The organism is Klebsiella sp. G-Nf4 (assembly GCF_002810615.1).
In the GTDB taxonomy this organism is placed as follows: Bacteria; Pseudomonadota; Gammaproteobacteria; order Enterobacterales; family Enterobacteriaceae; genus Klebsiella; species Klebsiella variicola.
In genome coordinates this window covers 58,524-73,142 of sequence record NZ_PION01000002.1, presented here as the reverse complement: position 1 = coordinate 73,142, position 14,619 = coordinate 58,524, and the positions used below count along the sequence as shown (strand labels likewise).

Below are 14,619 nucleotides of genomic sequence, written 5' to 3'. Positions count from 1 at the left end.
GATATCCCCTTCCAGAGGGAAATATTTAATCCATTGTTTTTAAAGTAAAAAAAAATAAACTCATTCATCTCTTTGTCATCTTTTCATCATCTCACCGCCATAAAAATGTGATCTAAATCGCACTTTTTGCAACGCGCGTTATAGTTAGCAGACTTATTATAAGTCCATCGAAAGCAAACACGCTTTCCACCATAAAAGTTAAAAGGACAAACACCATGAAAAACGTAAAATTACTCGCCGCTGCCGGTATGCTCTCCCTGGTTTCTTTCGCTAGCTTCGCTCATCCGGTGAGCGTGACAGCAGATACCCTGGACAGCGCAGAAGCGAAAATCGCGACCATTGCGAAAGAACAAGGCGCTTCCTACCACATCACCGAAGCGTACACCGGCAACCAGGTCCATATGACCGCCGAGCTGTCTAAATAAGCGAATGGTTGCAGAGGGAGCTGCCGGACAGGCCGCCTGCGGGTGGCTGGTCTGGCTCCCGCCGCCCACCCCGCACGCAGCAATGTCGAGCCCCGTTATGGGGCTTTTTTCGTTTTTGCTCCCGCCGCCTGGCGCGCCAGCGCGCGCTGGATAGACAGCACGCTCGCCAGCACCACGATCAACCCCACCAGCGCCATCCCCTGGATCTTTTGTCCAAGGAAAATCCATCCCAGCACCACAGCGGTCACCGGGCTCAGCAGACTCATCGCCGACACCGCCACCGGCGAGAGGCGGCCAATCCCCCGGAACCACAGGCCATAGGCCAGCATGGCGCCCGCGACGCACAGCCACAGATAGCCTGCGACCTGCAGCGCTGTCACCTGATGCAGAGGGGGGTCAACGATCAGCGCCACCGGGGCCAGCACCACTCCCCCAATCGCCAGCTGCCAGCCGGTCAACGCGACAATCGGCAAGGAGAGCGCCCAACGGCGGGAGAGCCAGGTGCCCAGCGCCATACTGATCGCGCCGAGAAACGCCGCGCCGATACCCAGCGGGTCGAGGACAGTGTGCGGCGACAGCAGCAGCATGGCCATACCGAGTATGCCGGCGATGGCGGAGAACACCGCCAGCCAGGGCGAGCGCTGCCGGTCAACGCACCAGGCGAGGAGCATCACCAGCAGCGGCTGGATTGCGCCAATCACAGCCGCTAAACCGCCGGGTAAGCGATAGGCCGCGATAAACAGCAGCGCCTGGAAAGCGCCGATATTTAAAATGCCGGTAACGATAAGCTTCGCCCACTCGCCGCGCTGCGGGAAGCGACGGCTCCAGATCAGCAGGGCGATGCCTGCCGGTAACACCCTCAGCAGCGCAGCGATAAATGGCCGATCGGGAGGAAGGAACTGGGAGGTAACGATGTAGGTCGTCCCCCAGATAGCGGGCGCCAGCGCGGTGAGCAGTAAGTCGATCATCAGACTACGTGAGAGAAAAGCCATGATTTTATCTTCACTTCAAGCTAAATTGGTGACTGAAGTATGTACCGACAAGTATCTTGACATCAAGACAAGTGAGCACTGATGGACAAATCACCCGCGATCGACGCCGTGGATCGCATTCTCGCCCAGTGGCAGCGGGAGCGACCGGATCTGGACTGCAGCCCAATGGGGCCGATAGGCCGCCTGAAACGATGCGCCATGCTGCTGGAGCCGCAGGTGGAAGTGGCCTTTGCGCGCCACGATCTGGTGCGCTGGGAGTTTGATATGCTGGCGACGCTGCGCCGCGCCGGCCCCCCTTTCACTCTTTCGCCGACCCAGCTCTTCTCCACGCTGATGATCACCTCCGGCACCATGACTCATCGCCTGAAGGCGCTGGAGAAACGCGGATTTATTACCCGCCTGCCGAACCCGGAGGATGCCCGCAGTATGCTGGTCGCCCTGACGCCTGTCGGGCGTGAGCGGATCGATCAGGCGGTGGAGACCCATGTCGATAATGAACGTCAGCTGCTGGCAGGACTCAGTGACAGCGAACGCCTGCAACTGGATCAGGCGCTGCGGGTATTGATGCGACTGCTGGAAAGTCGTTAACAGCCGGCGGCGATAAAGTCGCCGTTGGCGCTGATCGGCACCACGGTGAAAAACAACCCGGCGGCAAAGAGGATCAGCGCCAGCCCGCCGAGGATCTTCACCAGCGGCACCAGCCAGGGCCGCGGACGACTCCCCACCGTCAGCCTGTTGACCGCCCGGTGGCGGGCATAGTGCACCGTCAGTGACAGCGCGAGGATCGAAAGTCCGGTGCCCAGCGCCATGGTCATCACCGCGGCGATGCCCCAGCTGACAATCCCCAGCGCGTTGGCGAACAGCAAGATCATGATTGCCCCGCTGCAGGGGCGGGCGCCGATGGCCAGCACCACGCCAAGGCGTGTTTTCCAGTCGGCGCCGTGCAGATCGTGCCCCACGCCGTGGTGCCCGCAGCCGCATGAGGCATCATGCTGATGCGCCGGTGTTATGGCGCGAATCACGCTCTTGCCTGGCCCCAGGCTCTGCAGCGCGCGAAAGATAATGTAAATTCCAAAGGCGCCGATGGTCAGGGCGCTGATCTTCTCAACGTACCAGCGGCTGGCGCTGAGATCGCCGGCGGCCAGATTCAGTCCTACCGCGAGAATAAAGACAAAGAGGATGGCGCTGACGCCCTGCAACAGGCTGCCGAGAAAGGGCACCACCCGCGCCGCCGTCAGGCTCTCCGGGTTGGTGCTCAGGTAAGTCGTGACGATAAACTTGCCGTGACCCGGCCCGATGGCGTGCAGCACGCCGTAGAGAAAGGCGCCCACTAACAGCCAGACGCCGCCGCTGTACTGGTGGTTATTCAGCAGCAAAAGATACATCACCAGATAGCGATGTAAGGTTATTTGGGTGGCGAGGCACCACTGGAGAAAATCGCCCCAGTGGCTATGCAACATGATGCCGGCCACCAGCAAAAGGAGCCCGCCGCTCCCGGCCGCCAGCAGGCGCCAGTCGCGCTGCGCAATCGGAGTATTCATCATTATGCCATTGTAGTAAACGTAAACCGCCTGACAGCAACTTCACGACAGACGAGCGAGAGTGTCAGCCCTGAAGGGCGAGGAATTTGTCGTCGCTGTTCACGTGAATGTTCGTAGTCACAGAGCTCAGCATTATCTACCGATCGCTGCCTTCTCTACACCATATTAGCGCAAAATGCCTCAATATCTTCAGCATACCATAGACATATCTTTTTATGAGTTATTGCTTATCGTTTACGAATACCCTTTAAAAGGAATAGTGACTCGAAAAATTACAGACAAAAATAAATAACTTATTTCTGTTCGGGCATTTTTTTGTCATTTATTATGCTGCGCTTCCGGCAAGAATATTCTTTAACTGCTATTTTTTTATTGTACTCTACGACAGGATCAATCCTAATGAAAAGAGGCTTATTTACCCTGCTTTGCATCGCGCTGCTGGTACCCTCTCTTTCGGCGCAGGCGACCTGGCGCGGCGAAAAGCGTCAGGACGCCCGCGATATCCGTCAGGATAGTCGCGAGCAAGGTCGTGATACCAAGCAGGAATGCGTCCGCAATAACAATCAAAGCAACGCCAGCTGCCGTCACGATAAACGGGAAAACCGCCGTGAAGGTCGTCAGGAAGCACGTGACGAAAAATGGTGAACCTGCAGGCTTCGGCGTCTTAAGGACGTAAGCCCTCCCGCCGCCGGAGCCTTTAACGCCCCCCTCATACTTCAGTTGTCTGGCTGACGTTTTTTGCCTGCACCTTATTCTTAGCATAGAGCAGAATATTCCCACCTAATCGTCAGACAATATCCCGATACTCATGATGCCCCCTTTCTTCCAGCCCACTGATATCGCCGCTACCGGCGCTTACCGTGCCTGATTCCTATCAACTTTACTCCCCTTTAGATTAAGCTTATTTTCTGAAATACAGCGTAAAGTGCCCTCATACAGACAATGGCTATTATCCCCAGGCTTTTTGCAGTATGGTTTAATCGCTGTTGTAGTTTTGCAGTGAATGCTATCCAGACGATTCAGAGTTGTATTCTGTCTGAGAGGTTTCTCACGCTATTCCCGGGCGTTGTCGGCGCGGGAGAGTGTTTTGCTGGCGCGATGTTGCCCAGCATGCAGGCAATAAATCATGACGGCATTGATGGCCGTCTTGCCGTGGCCGGAAGCCCGTGCCTTCATCATCATGCGGGCATCATCAAGAGGATCAGGGATGTACAGGACGTGGAAACCACCAGGAAAGCGACGCCACTTCAACCCGCTAGCCCTTTCTTTACCCTTCTGCTTGCGGCGTCTTATCGTTGGTGATGGAGATAACCTATGATACCGCACGCTCACTCAGCGATAACGTTCAGATTTTGCCTTCACCCGGTGAAACGCTTTCGCATGAGATTAAAACGTTATCAGCACGCTGCTTCAAAATAAAAAGGCTGTCGAATTTAACAATGACCTGACGCAGGCCTGGACAGAGAGAAATATGTCTGCAATAAAAGGGAAAACCATGACGAATAACGCCGATATAAAAAAAAGGAACTTCCTGACTCAGAATGAAATCGAGTCTTTACTTAAAGCCGCCGATACCGGCCTCTATGCCGCACGGAATTATTGCCTGACATTACTGTGCTTCATCCATGGTCTGCGAGCCAGCGAGATCTGCCGTCTACGAATATCGGATATCGACCTTGCTGCCCGATGTGTTTATATCCATCGGCTCAAAAAGGGGTTTTCGACCACCCATCCATTGCTGGAGAAAGAGATCCACGCCCTAAAGCGATGGCTGGCCATTCGCAGCAGCTGGCCGCAGGCAGCCAGCGAATGGCTGTTTCTCTCCCGCAAAGGTAATCCCCTTTCTCGCCAGCAGTTTTATCAGATTATCGCCTCATCAGGGGATCTCGCGGGATTACCGCTGGAGATCCACCCGCACATGCTGCGCCACTCCTGTGGCTTTGCGCTGGCCAATATGGGAATCGATACCCGTTTGATCCAGGATTACCTCGGGCATCGCAATATCCGCCATACCGTCTGGTATACCGCCAGCAACGCGGGACGCTTCTATGGCATTTGGGACAATACGCGCGACAAACAGCGATCGTCTTTGATCTAATAACCTTGACGCCACGGATGGCGTTGTCCCGCAACCTGCCCGAAAATTAAAATATGTATTATCATTAACCCTGCGTTAATTATGCTTACTGTTCCCGCAAGTTCTTATTTATTCCCTCCAGCTTCACGCCAATTTAACCCTGCGTTCATTCTGGATTTGACCAAATTATTTATTGCTCGAACAAAATTTCTGCACCGTTTTTTTCAATTGCAGCACGTATCAGAAAAAAGTCCTTTTAATTTATACACCTGGCGATAACATCTATAGATGCTATTGAGACAACGATTAAAATCTTTAAAATTAAGAATTATCGCCCGGCGATATTTTTAGTATCAGTCAATGTAATGTGCTATCTATTCGTGGTTAATCAACTTCACCCTACAACGTTTTAGCATTACGTATTCTTTTCGTCATGGCGTAAGGTTTCGCCGTGACGGTCATTCATCCCCTTTTTCAGGAGCCAATATTGTGAACCGACGTCGTTTTCTTACCGCCAAAGAAGTTCAGGCAATGATGCAGGCCGCTCGTCAGGGACCTACCGGCGAACGGGACTACTGTCTCATCCTGCTTGCCTTTCGTCACGGCATGCGCATCAGCGAACTGCTGGATCTGCACTATCACGATCTGGATCTGCATGAAGGACGGGTCAATGTACGGCGGCTAAAGAATGGTTTTTCGACTATTCATCCGCTGCGCTTTGATGAGCGCGAGGCGATCGAACGCTGGAGTCTGGTCCGCGCCGGCTGGAAAGCGGCGGCAAAAACCGACGCGCTGTTTATCTCTCGTCGCGGAACGCCACTCTCACGCCAGCAAGCGTATCGTATTATTCGCTCCGCCGGCGAAAATGCGGGCACCGTCACGCACACGCACCCCCATATGCTGCGTCACGCCTGCGGCTATGAACTGGCGGAAAGAGGTACAGATACCCGTTTGATACAGGATTATCTGGGACATCGTAATATTCGTCACACGGTACGCTACACCGCCAGTAATGCGGCACGTTTTGCCGGAATTTGGGAAAGAAATAATCTTTTAGAGGAAAAAGGCTTGCAACAGAAAAACGATTTAACTGATTGATTTAAGGCAATATAATTAATTGCGAACAGGTCAATTGGGGCCAAACTGTTTATATCATAAAAATGTTTTGTAATGTTTTGCAACTCACTGCGCCATATTTCTGCAGAAAAAATCATATTGTATTGATTATTATGTGTTTTTAATCCCGAAATCACTCACTTTTCTCTCATCAGATTCCAGCTGCACCGGCGATCCTTCGCCAGCACCATCGCTATACCTTTCGCACTCCCTCCTACTCATCCAGATAATATACCCATAAAAAGCCAATCACGCAGAATTTAAAACCACAAAAACGCCAGAGTAAAACCAAAAACAGGTCACTTATCCCGACGAGTCAAAATGGCCCCAATTGTCTCATCAGTTGGGTGAAAACTGTGCAGAGCCGGCAGCCTGACTACTCGGCTGAAATCTGAAATGCCTGGAAGGCACATCGGCTGCCAATCCGGTTCGTTATTTCGACATCGTTCAAAGGAAAACAGTATGAAAATCAAAACACTGGCAATGGTTGTTGTGTCAGCCCTGTCTCTGAGCTCCGCGGCGGCGCTGGCCGATACCACCACGGTCAACGGCGGGACAGTGCATTTTAAAGGGGAAGTCGTCAATGCGGCCTGTGCGGTAGATGCCGGCTCTATCGATCAAACCGTCCAGTTAGGTCAGGTGCGTTCAGCGAAACTTGCCACCGCGGGTAGCACCAGCTCCTCCGTCGGTTTCAACATCCAGCTGGATGACTGCGACACCACAGTGGCGACCAAAGCTTCCGTCGCTTTCTCCGGTACCGCCATTGACAGCAGCAACACCACCGTTCTGGCACTGCAAAACTCAGCCGCTGGCGGCGCAACCAACGTTGGCGTGCAGATCCTCGACAACACCGGCACGCCACTGGCGCTGGACGGCGCCACCTTCAGTGCCGCGACCACGCTGAATGACGGCACCAACATTATCCCGTTCCAGGCGCGTTACTACGCGACCGGCGCAGCGACCGCCGGTACGGCGAACGCGGATGCCACGTTCAAAGTGCAGTACGAGTAAGGCCCGATCCACGCAGGGAGGCAATCAGGGCCAGGAGGGCCCGCTCTCTATTTCCAACTGGAGTGAAACGATGCAGGGAATGAAATCAGGTCTGCTGCTGCTACTACCCCCGCTGGCCCTGGCCGGTAATCAGTGGAACGTCACGCTGCCTGGGGGCAGCATGCGTTTTCAGGGCCTGATTATGGCGAGTTCCTGCCGCGTCGAAGCGGGCGATCGGCAGATGACAGTCAATCTGGGGCAGATCAGCAGTAACCGATTTCATGATGTCGGGGAAGACAGTAACCCGATCCCTTTCGCGATTCATTTACAGGATTGCAGTACCGCAGTCAGCCAGCATGTGGGCGTGGCATTTCACGGTGTGGCTGATGGTAAAAATCCCGATGTGCTCTCGGTGGGCGAAGGCCCGGGGATCGCCAGCGGGATTGGCATTGCGCTGTTCGACAGTCAGGGCCAGCAATTGCCGCTCAATCGTCCGCCTGACCGCTGGGTACCGCTCTACCGCGGACCAACGACGCTCAATTTTGTCGCCAAATATCGGGCGACCGGACGCCAGGTCACCGGCGGCGCGGCCAACGCCCAGGCCTGGTTCTCATTGACCTATCAGTAATTAATCCGCAGACAAACAGGACAACACGGTGAGCAGACAAGGAGATAACGTGAGAAAAATGGCAACGACGACACGCGGCATACTGGCGGGATGTTTACTTTTCGTCGCCGGTGCGTTGAGCGCCAGCGCGCAGGCGGGCGTCGCGCTGGGCGCGACCCGGGTTATCTACCCGGCGGGACAGAAACAAGTCCAGCTCGCGGTGACCAATAATGATGACAACAGCACCTGGCTTATTCAGTCATGGGTGGAAAATGCCGATGGTCAGCGAGATGGCCGGTTTGTCATCACTCCCCCGCTGTTTGCCATGCAGGGCAAAAAAGAGAACACCCTGCGCATTATCGACGCCACCAATAACCAGCTGCCGCAGGATCGGGAAAGCCTGTTCTGGATGAACGTGAAGGCGATCCCCTCGATGGATAAATCCAAGCTCAGCGACAATACCCTGCAGCTGGCGATTATCAGCCGCATCAAGCTCTACTACCGTCCGGGAAAACTGACCCTGCCCCCGGATCAGGCAGCGGAAAAGCTGACCTTTAGCCGCAGCGGATCGTCGCTGACGCTGACGAACCCAACCCCTTATTACCTGACGGTGACCGAACTGAACGCCGGGACGCGCATTCTGGAAAACGCCCTCGTGCCGCCGATGGGCAAAACCAGCGTCAAGCTGCCCGCAGATGCCGGGAACACCATCACCTATCGCACGATTAACGATTACGGCGCGCTGACGCCGAAAATGAATGGCGTACTACGTTAACCCAGAGTACCCCGCCGCGCGGGCCACGCTGCGCATGACCAGAAGCACTGACAGCCGGGCAACGTCGGACCGGAGGGATTATGTCACATCGAAAATATGGACTGGACCATTGGGGTTGCCGAAGCGCCCGGCGCCTGCTTACTCCGGCGCTGACGCTGTGGCTCAGCTCACTACCGTTTGCCGTGCGGGCGGACCTCTATTTTAACCCCCGCTTTTTAGCTGACGATCCGGCGGCGGTGGCTGACCTGTCGGGATTTGAAAAAGGCCAGGAGGTGCCTCCAGGCACCTATCGCGTCGATATTTATCTCAACAATGGTTTTATGACCACCCGGGACGTCACTTTCCAGGCCAACGCGCAGGGCCATGGCTTGTCACCCTGTCTGACGCGCGGCCAGCTGGCGAGTATGGGCGTGGATACCGGGCGGGTGCCGGGCATGGCTTCGCTGGACAGCGCAGCCTGCGTGCCGCTAACGACGCTTATCAGCGAAGCCACTACGCGCTTTGACGTTGGCCAACAGCGTCTGTATCTCACCGTGCCCCAGGCATTTATGGGCACCCGCGCGCGCGGCTATATTCCGCCGGAGCTGTGGGATGACGGTATCACCGCCGGGCTGATTAACTATAACTTCACGGGCAATAACGTCCATAACACCACGGGTGGCAGCAGCCGTTACGCCTATCTGAATCTGCAGAGCGGCCTGAACCTTGGCGCCTGGCGTCTGCGCGATAACAGCACGTGGAGCTACAGTAGCGGCAGCGGCAGCGCTTCCTCCAGTGAAAACCGCTGGCAGCACGTTAACAGCTGGCTTGAGCGGGACATCACGCCTCTGCGTTCGCGACTCACCCTCGGAGACAGCTATACCAACGGCGATGTCTTCGACGGGATCAATTTCCGCGGCGCCCAGCTGGCCTCGGACGACAATATGCTACCGGACAGCCAGAAAGGCTTCGCGCCGGTGATCCACGGGATCGCCCGCGGCACGGCGCAGGTGTCAATCAGGCAAAACGGCTATGAAATCTATCAGAGCACGGTGCCGCCGGGGCCGTTTACCATCGACGATCTCTACGCTGCGGGCAATGGCGGCGATCTGCAGGTCACGATTAAAGAAGCGGATGGCTCCCGCCAGGTCTTCAGCGTGCCCTGGTCAACGGTGCCGGTGCTGCAGCGTGAAGGCCATACCCGCTTCGCCCTCACCGCCGGGGAGTACCGCAGCGGCAACAGCCAGCAGGAAACGCCCGATTTTTTCCAGAGCACGGCCATGCATGGCCTGCCGGCGGGCTGGACCCTGTACGGCGGCACTCAGCTGGCGGACCGCTATCGCGCCTTTAACCTTGGGGTGGGGAAAAACATGGGCTATTTCGGCGCCCTGTCGCTGGATATCACCCAGGCCAACGCCACGCTGGCTGACGACAGCGAGCATCAGGGGCAGTCGGTGCGTTTTCTCTATAACAAATCCCTGGATGAGACCGGCACTAACCTGCAGCTGGTGGGCTACCGCTATTCCACCCGCGGCTACTATAACTTTGCCGATACCACCTACCGCCGGATGAGCGGCTACAGTGTGGAAACCCAGGACGGCGTTATCCAGGTGAAACCCAAATTTACCGACTACTACAATCTGGCTTACAGCAAGCGCGGCAAGGTGCAGCTGAGCGTGACCCAGCAGCTGGGGCGCACCGCCACCCTCTATCTCAGCGGCAGCCACCAGACCTACTGGGGTACCGACGATGCCGATGAGCAACTGCAGGCCGGCCTCAACGCCGCCGTAAACGATATCAACTGGTCGCTAAGCTACAGTCTGACCAAAAACGCCTGGCAGCAAGGGCGCGATCAGATGCTGGCGGTCAACGTCAATATCCCCTTCAGCCACTGGCTGCGTTCCGATAGCCGCTCGGTCTGGCGGCACGCCAGCGCCAGCTACAGCCTGTCGCACGATCTTAATGGCCGCATGACCAATCTGGCGGGCCTGTACGGCACCCTGCTGGAAGACAACAACCTCAGCTATAGCGTACAGACCGGCTATGCCGGCGGCGGCAACGGCGACAGCGGGAGCACAGGCTATACCGCGCTCAACTACCGCGGCGGCTACGGCAACGCCAACGTCGGCTACAGCCGCAGCGACGGCTTTAAACAGCTCTACTACGGGGTCAGCGGCGGCGTGCTGGCGCACGCCAACGGCATTACCCTGAGCCAGCCGTTGAACGATACCGTGGTGCTGGTGAAAGCCCCCGGCGCTGGCGGCGTGAAAGTGGAAAACCAGACCGGGGTACGCACCGACTGGCGTGGGTATGCCGTCCTGCCCTATGCCACCGAGTATCGCGAAAACCGGATCGCGCTGGACACCAACACCCTGGCGGACAATGTCGACCTTGATGATGCAGTGGTCAGCGTGGTGCCCACCCATGGGGCGATCGTCCGCGCCAACTTTAACGCGCAGGTGGGGATGAAGATCCTGATGACGCTGACCCACCGCGGCAAACCGGTGCCGTTTGGCGCCCTCGCCACCGGCGACAGCAACCAGAGCGGCAGCATCGTCGCGGATAACGGCCAGGTCTACCTGAGCGGGATGCCGCTGGCGGGCAAGGTGCGGGTGAAATGGGGCGATGGCCCGGACGCTCAGTGCGTGGCCGATTATCGTCTGCCGCCGGAGAGTCAGCAGCAGGCGCTCAGCCAGCTGTCGGCCGCGTGCCGCTAAGGAGATCATGATGAAAACACTGCAGTATCTGCTGGGCGCCCTGCTCACCCTGGTGACGCCGTTTGCCTTCGCTGCCGATAGCACGATCACCATCAGCGGCTATGTGCGCGACAACGCCTGCGCAGTGGCCGGCGAGTCGAAGGACTTCACCGTCGATTTTCAGGACAACGCCGCGAAGCAGTTTTATGCCGTCGGGGCGACGACGCCGCCGGTGCCGTTCCGCATCGTGCTGTCGCCCTGCGGCACTTCCGTCACCGCGGTGAAGGTCGGTTTCACCGGCGTGGCGGACAGCGTCAACACCAGCCTGTTAAAACTCGATGCCGGCGCCTCGGCGGCGGCGGGAATGGGGGTGGAAATTCTCGATCAGCAGCAGTCCCGGCTGCCGGTCAATGCGCCGTCGTCAGCCATGTCCTGGACCACGCTGACGCCGGGCCAGACCAACATTCTCAACTTTTACGCCCGTCTGATGGCCACTCAGGTGCCCGTCACCGCCGGGCATGTCAATGCGACAGCGACATTCACGCTGGAATTTCAGTAAGCGGAGGCTGAAATGAAATGGACCCACGTGGGCTGGCTGCTGGCCGGCCTGTTAACCGCGAGCGCTTCCCTGCGGGCGGCCGACGTCACCCTCACCGTCAACGGGAAGGTGGTGGCCAGACCCTGCACGGTCTCCACCGTCAATGCCACCGTCGAGCTGGGCGATCTCTATACCTTTAGCCTGATCGGCGCGGGCTCGGCATCGGCCTGGCACAGCGTGGCGCTGGATCTCAGTAACTGCCCCGTGGGTACTTCACGGGTGAAGGCCACCTTCAGCGGGACGGCGGACAGTACCGGCTATTACAAAAACCAGGGAACGGCGGGCAATATTCAGCTCGAACTGCAGAGCGAGGATGGCACCACGCTGAACAATGGCAGCAGCCAGTCGGTACAGGTGGATGAGGCCAGCCAGTCCGCTCGCTTCCCGCTGCAGGTTAGAGCCCTGTCCGTCAACGGCGGCGCCACGCAAGGCACCATTCAGGCGGTGATTAACGTCACCTATACCTACGCCTGAGCCAGGAGAGCATCATGATGAAAAAAATTATCCCCCTGTTCACCACCCTGCTGCTGCTGGGCTGGTCGATGAACGCCTGGTCCTTTGCCTGCAAAACAGCCACCGGGGCAACGATCCCCATCGGCGGCGGGTCAGCCAACGTCTACGTTAATCTGACACCGGCGGTTAATGTCGGGCAAAACCTGGTGGTCGACCTCTCCACGCAGATTTTTTGCCATAACGACTATCCGGAAACGATCACTGACTACGTCACCCTGCAGCGCGGATCCGCCTACGGCGGCGTGCTGTCGAGTTTCTCCGGCACCGTGAAATATAACGGCACCTCTTACCCCTTCCCGACCACCACGGAAACGGCGCGGGTGGTTTACGATTCACGGACCGATAAGCCCTGGCCCACCGTCCTGTATCTGACGCCGGTCAGCACCGCCGGTGGGGTGGCGATCACCGCAGGATCGTTAATCGCGGTGCTGATCCTGCATCAGACCAACAACTACAATAGCGACTCCTTCCAGTTCATCTGGAACATTTACGCCAACAACGACGTGGTGGTCCCCACCGGCGGCTGCGATGTCTCCGCCCGCGATGTCACCGTCACCCTCCCCGACTACCCGGGATCGATGGCCGTGCCGCTCACCGTGCACTGCGCGCAAAGCCAGCAGCTGGGGTATTACCTCTCCGGCACCACCGCGGATAGCGCCAACGCGATCTTCACCAATACCGCCTCCGCCTCGCCGGCGCAGGGGATAGGCGTTCAGCTGACCCGCAACGGCAGCGCCGTGCCGGCGAACAGCACGGTCTCGCTGGGCACCGTCAGTACCTCGCCAGTTAATCTCGGTCTGACGGCAACCTATGCCCGGACCACAGGCCAGGTCACCGCCGGCAACGTGCAGTCGATCATCGGCATCACCTTTGTCTATCAATGATGACCGACTATATCCTCTCACCCTGCTCGCTGGCCGCCCGCGGGTTGAGCCAGCTGATGCTGAACGCCGCGAAGCGGCCCGTTGAGCTGCCAGTCGAGGGCGTGTCCCTCCGGGAGCTGACCGCCGTGAAGCGGATCGTGGTGTTTCTCCCTGACGATCCCCTGTGGATGCTCACCACGCTGCGCCAGGCGGCCAGGCTGCTCGACCAGACCTCGCAGCCGTTACCGATGTTGATTCTGAGCCGCAGCCCGGCCATCTGGCTGTGGCAAACGCTGCTTTATCAGGTGAGTCATCCGGATCGTCTGCGCAACGTCCATACCGCCCCCGCCGATCTGTCCTGCACGGAGCTGGCCGATCGGCTGGAGAACGCACCGCGACTTGAGCGGCTTGCCAGTGAAGCCGCCCTGCTCCACGACAAACGAGCCGCCGGGTTGAGCCATGCCGAGTTCAAAGTGATCCTCGCCCTGCTGCAAGGGCAGACGATAGGCGAGCAGGCCCAGCGTCTCCGATTGAGCCAGAAAACGCTCTACACCCAGCGGCTGGCCGGGGTGAAAAAGCTGGTGGAATATCACCCGCATCTGGCCCCCCGCTTTCCGCGCACGCTGCTACCGCGCTCATCCGCCAGCTCACTGTCGGCGTTTGAACAGGAATGGGTACAAGCGATCCACGATCGTCAGGTCTTCCCGGTTTTTCAACCTATCGTCGATAGTCGCTCACAGCTACAGGGGGTGGAGATCCTGATCCGCTGGCGCCACCGCGGCCAGGTTCTCCATCCGCAGGCTTTTTTGCCGCAGTTTCGCGCCGACTACGCCTGGCTGCTGCTCACGGCTTTTGTCCTGCAGGAGGCCGTGCAGAATATTAATGAGCATCCGGGTACTTTCTATTTTTCGGTCAATATTCCTTCCTCGCTCGCCGCCAGTGATAGCCTGCTGCGGATGGTGGAAGCCGCTCGCCAGCAGCTCCGGCAGCCAGAGGGCGTGGAAAGGCTGGTGCTGGAATATGCTGAAACCATCGATTTTCGCCGTCAGAGCCGCTCCACCGCCCAGGTGGAGGAACTGCAACGAGCTGGCGTGCGGGTGATGCTGGACGACTGCTTTTCTCAGGGGAGCGTCATCTTTCCGGCGCGTCGACTGCACTTCAATGCTTATAAACTGGATATGAGCATCGTCAACGACGCCCAGCACGATCCAAAAGCGCTTGCGCTGATAAAAAGCCTGGCCTACTACTGCCAGTTAAGCGACAGCCGCTGTGTGGCGGAAGGGGTGGATTCGCTGGCGAAGTTTACGCAGTTAAAATCGTTGGGTATTGACCGTTTCCAGGGCTATCTGTTTTCACCGCCGATGCGGCGCGAGCATCTCCCGGATCTGATCCGCCGCTTTTCCCATCAGCGCGATCCGGCGGATCGTTGATGGCGCGAGAAAAGCGC

16 protein-coding genes are annotated in these 14,619 nt (G+C 57.6%); 13 read left to right on the top strand and 3 right to left on the bottom strand.

The features are described 5' to 3' along the window. The first annotated feature begins 215 nt into the window (after nt 1–215). Nucleotides 216–425 (top strand): DUF1471 domain-containing protein, encoded by a 210-nt coding sequence (locus tag CWM57_RS06460; protein WP_002916131.1) that lies wholly within the window; start codon nt 216–218, stop codon nt 423–425. A 95-nt stretch (nt 426–520) separates the two neighbouring features. Here the strand turns inward: CWM57_RS06460 and CWM57_RS06455 are convergent, their stop codons facing one another. Further along, nucleotides 521–1,417 carry an EamA family transporter gene (locus CWM57_RS06455; RefSeq protein WP_012540631.1) on the bottom strand — a complete coding sequence of 299 codons (897 nt, stop codon included), beginning with the start codon at nt 1,415–1,417 and terminating at the stop codon, nt 521–523. A gap of 81 nt (nt 1,418–1,498) precedes the next feature. On the opposite strand from CWM57_RS06455, the gene CWM57_RS06450 reads away from it, so the two are divergent. Next, a complete protein-coding gene (locus CWM57_RS06450; protein ID WP_074387639.1) occupies nt 1,499–2,005 on the top strand; it encodes a MarR family winged helix-turn-helix transcriptional regulator in 507 nt (168 codons plus the stop codon). Here the strand turns inward: CWM57_RS06450 and CWM57_RS06445 are convergent. Next, a complete protein-coding gene (locus tag CWM57_RS06445; protein ID WP_100675890.1) occupies nt 2,002–2,958 on the bottom strand; it encodes a nickel/cobalt transporter in 957 nt (318 codons plus the stop codon). The two genes, CWM57_RS06450 and CWM57_RS06445, sit on opposite strands and share 4 nt — an antisense overlap. Nucleotides 2,959–3,357: 399 nt before the next feature. On the opposite strand from CWM57_RS06445, the gene CWM57_RS06440 reads away from it, so the two are divergent. Beyond that, entirely contained in the window at nt 3,358–3,603 is a 246-nt protein-coding gene (locus tag CWM57_RS06440; RefSeq protein ID WP_074387638.1) for a hypothetical protein, read from the top strand. Between the two features lie 408 nt (nt 3,604–4,011). On the opposite strand, the gene CWM57_RS28295 is transcribed toward CWM57_RS06440, so the two are convergent. Next, nucleotides 4,012–4,140: a hypothetical protein gene (locus CWM57_RS28295; protein WP_264755188.1), complete on the bottom strand. Its 129-nt coding sequence runs from the start codon at nt 4,138–4,140 to the stop codon at nt 4,012–4,014. A 313-nt stretch (nt 4,141–4,453) separates the two neighbouring features. Here CWM57_RS28295 and fimB point away from each other — a divergent pair, with 313 nt between their 5' ends. The 10 genes from fimB to CWM57_RS06380 all read left to right on the top strand — a co-directional run bounded on the left by fimB (nt 4,454) and on the right by CWM57_RS06380 (nt 14,602). Further along, entirely contained in the window at nt 4,454–5,056 is a 603-nt protein-coding gene (gene fimB / locus CWM57_RS06430; RefSeq protein ID WP_074387637.1) for a type 1 fimbria switch DNA invertase FimB, read from the top strand. A 468-nt stretch (nt 5,057–5,524) separates the two neighbouring features. After that, nucleotides 5,525–6,133, top strand: coding sequence for a type 1 fimbria switch DNA invertase FimE (gene fimE, locus CWM57_RS06425; protein WP_074387636.1), 609 nt, complete (start codon nt 5,525–5,527; stop codon nt 6,131–6,133). A 480-nt stretch (nt 6,134–6,613) separates the two neighbouring features. Beyond that, nucleotides 6,614–7,162: a type 1 fimbrial major subunit FimA gene (fimA, locus tag CWM57_RS06415; RefSeq protein ID WP_061153378.1), complete on the top strand. Its 549-nt coding sequence runs from the start codon at nt 6,614–6,616 to the stop codon at nt 7,160–7,162. A gap of 70 nt (nt 7,163–7,232) precedes the next feature. After that, complete coding sequence (locus CWM57_RS06410; protein ID WP_012967260.1) at nt 7,233–7,769, top strand: fimbrial protein; 537 nt, start codon at nt 7,233–7,235, stop codon at nt 7,767–7,769. Nucleotides 7,770–7,818: 49 nt separating this feature from the next. After that, nucleotides 7,819–8,523 carry a fimbria/pilus periplasmic chaperone gene (locus CWM57_RS06405; protein ID WP_165784154.1) on the top strand — a complete coding sequence of 235 codons (705 nt, stop codon included), beginning with the start codon at nt 7,819–7,821 and terminating at the stop codon, nt 8,521–8,523. Between the two features lie 80 nt (nt 8,524–8,603). Further along, nucleotides 8,604–11,219 (top strand): fimbrial biogenesis usher protein, encoded by a 2,616-nt coding sequence (locus tag CWM57_RS06400; protein WP_100675800.1) that lies wholly within the window; start codon nt 8,604–8,606, stop codon nt 11,217–11,219. Nucleotides 11,220–11,229: 10 nt separating this feature from the next. Beyond that, nucleotides 11,230–11,757 carry a fimbrial protein gene (locus CWM57_RS06395; protein WP_012540617.1) on the top strand — a complete coding sequence of 176 codons (528 nt, stop codon included), beginning with the start codon at nt 11,230–11,232 and terminating at the stop codon, nt 11,755–11,757. A gap of 27 nt (nt 11,758–11,784) precedes the next feature. Then, on the top strand, nt 11,785–12,270 hold the full coding sequence (locus tag CWM57_RS06390) for a fimbrial protein (RefSeq protein WP_074194464.1): 486 nt from the start codon (nt 11,785–11,787) through the stop codon (nt 12,268–12,270). A gap of 17 nt (nt 12,271–12,287) precedes the next feature. Then, nucleotides 12,288–13,193: a fimbrial protein gene (locus CWM57_RS06385; protein WP_012540615.1), complete on the top strand. Its 906-nt coding sequence runs from the start codon at nt 12,288–12,290 to the stop codon at nt 13,191–13,193. Next, complete coding sequence (locus CWM57_RS06380; protein WP_077268444.1) at nt 13,190–14,602, top strand: cyclic diguanylate phosphodiesterase; 1,413 nt, start codon at nt 13,190–13,192, stop codon at nt 14,600–14,602. The genes CWM57_RS06385 and CWM57_RS06380 overlap by 4 nt, the downstream gene beginning before the upstream one ends. Nucleotides 14,603–14,619: the final 17 nt, after the last annotated feature.